Annotated in this window: 4 protein-coding genes; 3 read left to right on the top strand and 1 reads right to left on the bottom strand. The window is 65.6% G+C overall.

Features of this window, described 5'->3' with window-relative positions:
- The first annotated feature begins 203 nt into the window (after window positions 1–203).
- The 3 genes from KGM94_RS24420 (at window position 204) to KGM94_RS24410 (ending at window position 2436) form a co-directional block, all read left to right on the top strand.
- Entirely contained in the window at window positions 204–902 is a 699-nt protein-coding gene (locus KGM94_RS24420; protein WP_300265050.1) for a ribonuclease T2, read from the top strand.
- Between the two features lie 198 nt (window positions 903–1100).
- Window positions 1101–1961, top strand: a complete 861-nt coding sequence (gene rlmJ / locus KGM94_RS24415) for a 23S rRNA (adenine(2030)-N(6))-methyltransferase RlmJ (RefSeq protein ID WP_300265047.1) — start codon at window positions 1101–1103, stop codon at window positions 1959–1961.
- A gap of 259 nt (window positions 1962–2220) precedes the next feature.
- Window positions 2221–2436, top strand: a complete 216-nt coding sequence (locus KGM94_RS24410) for a cold-shock protein (RefSeq protein ID WP_008544396.1) — start codon at window positions 2221–2223, stop codon at window positions 2434–2436.
- A 100-nt stretch (window positions 2437–2536) separates the two neighbouring features.
- On the opposite strand, the gene KGM94_RS24405 is transcribed toward KGM94_RS24410, so the two are convergent.
- Window positions 2537–3160, bottom strand: coding sequence for an outer membrane protein (locus KGM94_RS24405; protein WP_300265044.1), 624 nt, complete (start codon window positions 3158–3160; stop codon window positions 2537–2539).
- Window positions 3161–3373 lie beyond the last annotated feature (213 nt).

Raw genomic sequence — 3373 nt, 5'->3', positions numbered from 1 at the left:
GGCGGCTTTGCCGGCTTCGGCCAGGGCGTGGAATGGTGCGTGGTCGGGCTCGATCGCAACTGGGCCTACAACCCGGCCTGCCGGGCCGCCAGACCCTGATTCGGCAAACCTGACCGCTTAGACCGGGTATCAGCGATTTTGTTCTTGAAATGTTCTCATTGCCTGCTAGGCTCGCGCGCGCAGTCTAGTTGAGGGGCGTCGTCATGGTTCATTCCCGATTGCATTTCCTGTCCTGCCTCCTGATCTCGCTGGTTCTCTCCGTCGGCCTGCTCGCACCGTCCGGCTCGGCCTCGGCCCAGGACAAGCGCCAGAACGCCCCCGGCGCGTTCGATTTCTATGTGCTGTCCCTGTCCTGGTCGCCCTCCTTCTGCGCGGAGGCGGCCGAGCGCGGCAATGGCGGACGCCCGCAGATCCAGTGCAGCGGACGGCCCTACGCCTTCGTGGTGCACGGACTGTGGCCGCAATACGAGAACGGCTTTCCGGAATATTGCCAGCGGCCGGCGCCGCGGCTGAACCGCAACATCGTCTCCTCGATGCTGGACCTGATGCCGGCGCCGGGGCTGATCTTCAACGAATGGGACAAGCACGGCACCTGCTCGGGCCTGTCGGAGCGCAGCTATTTCGAGGCGATCCGCAAGGCCCGCGCCGCGGTGAAGATTCCGGCCGAATATCTCGATTTGTCGGAGGCCAGGAGCGTGGCACCGGCCGATGTCGAGGAAGCCTTCATCAAGGCCAATCCGGGCCTCAACAGTTCGGCGGTCTCGGTGACCTGCAACCGGACGCGGCTGTCGGAAGTCCGCATCTGCCTCAGCAAGGACCTGCAATTCCGTTCCTGTGGGGACCGCGACCGCCGCGCCTGCCGACGCGACCAGGTGACGATGCCGCCGATCCGGGGCGGATAGGAAGTTGATCGCTCGTGCCCCGGATGCAGCGCAATGCGCCGCGGCGAGCGGCGTAGTGCGCTGCTGATCCGGGCCCATCGTGCCGCGCCGAGAAGTCGGTCTCGGCTCTGCGGTGCACCGCCGAGGAGCGCTGCACCGCGTCCGGGACAGGTGAGCCAGCCTCTTTGCTCGAGACGTCGCGTGGCGTAGTGCTCTCTCATGAACTACCGTCACGCCTTCCACGCCGGCGGCTTCGCCGACGTCATCAAGCACATCGTGCTGGCGCGCATCCTGACCTATCTGCAGGACAAGCCGGCCGCGTTCCGCGTCATCGACACCCATGCCGGCGCGGGCCTCTACGATCTCGAAGGCGAGGAAGCGCGGCGCGGCGGCGAGTGGCTGACCGGGATCGCGCGCATCATGCAGGCGCGCTTCTCGCAAGAGGTCGCCGAATTGACGAAGCCCTATCTCGACATCGTCCGCGCCTTCAATCCGCGCGGCGAACTCAGGACCTATCCGGGATCGCCGCTGATCGCGCGCGCGCTGCTGCGTCCGCAGGATCGCCTGGTCGCCTGCGAGGTCGAGCCGAAGGCGCGCAAGATGCTGATCGACGCGCTGCGCCGCGACATCCAGGCGCGCGTGGTCGATCTCGACGGCTGGGTCGCGCTGCCGGCTTTCGTGCCGCCGAAGGAACGGCGCGGGCTCGTGCTGATCGATCCGCCGTTCGAGGCCAGGGACGAGTTCGAACGGCTGGCGGAGAGTTTTGCGGAAGCCTTCGCGAAGTGGCCGACCGGCGTCTATGTGATCTGGTATCCGGCCAAGTCGAGGCGCACCACCGACGACCTCGGACATGCGGTGGCCCGCGCCACCGCTGCAGCCAGGCCGCCGGGCAAGTGCCTTCGCCTCGAATTCTCCGTCGCGCCGCAAGCCGCCGGCGCGCCGCTCGCCTCGACCGGTCTGTTGATCGTCAACCCTCCCTTTACGTTGCAGGACGAGCTCAAGACAATTTTGCCGGAGCTCGAGAAGCCGCTCGGTCAGGGCGGCGCCGCGCGCTTCCGCCTGGACGTGCCGAAGCCCTGAGAGGCGGGTCGACGCATTGGGAAAAATATGCAGGAGCGGTAGTCAATCTGCAGGGAACCGTATTATGCTGCGTTCGTGACTGGCTTTACGTTCCGCTTCCGCGAATGGTTGCGGCGGAGTGAAGGCCCAAGAAGGATCCGGACGGACCGTTGAGGCCCGCCCAAGGATGGCCAGGCTCTCGGGGCACGTGAATGCCCGGTCGCGCCGGGACGCAGTGGGCGTTGCGGGGGAGGAGCATTGCGGGGGGAGGAGTTTCCCGATGGCCATGACGGGAACGGTCAAGTTCTTCAACGGCGAGCGCGGCTACGGCTTCATCAAGCCGGACGACGGCGGTCGCGATGTTTTCGTACACATCACCGCGGTCGAGCGGGCGGGACTGAAGGACCTCGCCGAAGGACAGCGCATCACATTCGAGGTCGAGCCCGACAAGAAGGGAAAGGGACCCAAGGCGGTGAACCTGGTCATCCTGTCCTAGGCTCCTTCTGGGTCGACGCGTTTTCTTCACGCGCATGACGCCAAAAAAATCCCGGCCGCGAGCGGCCGGGAGGTGATTGTCCGGTACTTTCTTCTTGCTATCAGAAACGATAGTTCACGCCCGCGCGCACCACGCTGGCGCTATAGCCGTTGGACACGCCGGTGATCGCGAACTGGCTGGTGGACAGGTCGTAGTAGAGATATTCGAGCTTGGCGCTCCAATTCGAGGTGATGCCGACCTCGGCGCCGGCGCCGACCGTCCAGCCCACGCTGGTGTGCGATTCCGTCAGGCCGAAGGTCTGTCCGCGCAATTCGCCGAAGGCGAGACCGGCGGTGCCGTAGAGCAGGATGTTGTTCAGCGCGTAGCCGGCACGGCCGCGCAACGTGCCGAACCAGGGGTTGGAGAATTTCCACGGCGCGAAGGTGTCGTCGGCGCCGGCGGCCTGGATGTCGCCCTCGACGCCGAACACCCAGGGGCCGTTCTGGAAGTTGTAGCCGGCCTGCACGCCGCCGACGAAGCCCGACGGGCTGGTCGGGTTGTTGCTCACCGAGCCCCACTCGTAGCCGAGATTGGCGCCGAGATAGGGACCGGCCCAGCTATAGGCGTTGAGGGGCTGGTTGACGGTATAGGGCGCGCGCTGTCCGTAGTTGAGATCGGCGGCCTCTGCCGAAGCAGTCCAGCCGGCGGCGACAAGTGCCGCGGCGCCCACAACGAACCTCTTCATCGCACTCTCCAACGCAACTGCCGCAGGCCTTGCGCTCGGCGCCGCGGCATGCGTTGGCGCGCAGCCGAGCCGCTTGGTTACGGATTCCAGAACTTTTCGCGTAGGATTTATCGAGCGTTTTAAGTTAAAGGCTTGTTAAGGCCGGTTACCGGGCTCTTAACAGTCTTAAGGAACCGTTACCGCGCGGCCCCGCCCCCGGAACTTCAAATCGGC

Origin of the sequence: Bradyrhizobium sp. (assembly GCF_028868675.1) — a bacterium.
Classification (GTDB): Bacteria; Pseudomonadota; Alphaproteobacteria; order Rhizobiales; family Xanthobacteraceae; genus Bradyrhizobium.
The sequence above is the reverse complement of the archived record's forward strand: the minus strand, read 5'-3'. Positions and strand labels throughout refer to the sequence as shown.

What these genes read in the sequence shown, in the direction of transcription:
- KGM94_RS24405 (WP_300265044.1), bottom strand. Translation starts at nt 3,160, where the DNA reads ATGAAGAGGTTCGTTGTGGGCGCCGCGGCACTTGTCGCCGCCGGCTGG.
- rlmJ (WP_300265047.1), top strand. Translation starts at nt 1,101, where the DNA reads ATGAACTACCGTCACGCCTTCCACGCCGGCGGCTTCGCCGACGTCATC.
- KGM94_RS24410 (WP_008544396.1), top strand. Translation starts at nt 2,221, where the DNA reads ATGGCCATGACGGGAACGGTCAAGTTCTTCAACGGCGAGCGCGGCTAC.
- KGM94_RS24420 (WP_300265050.1), top strand. Translation starts at nt 204, where the DNA reads ATGGTTCATTCCCGATTGCATTTCCTGTCCTGCCTCCTGATCTCGCTG.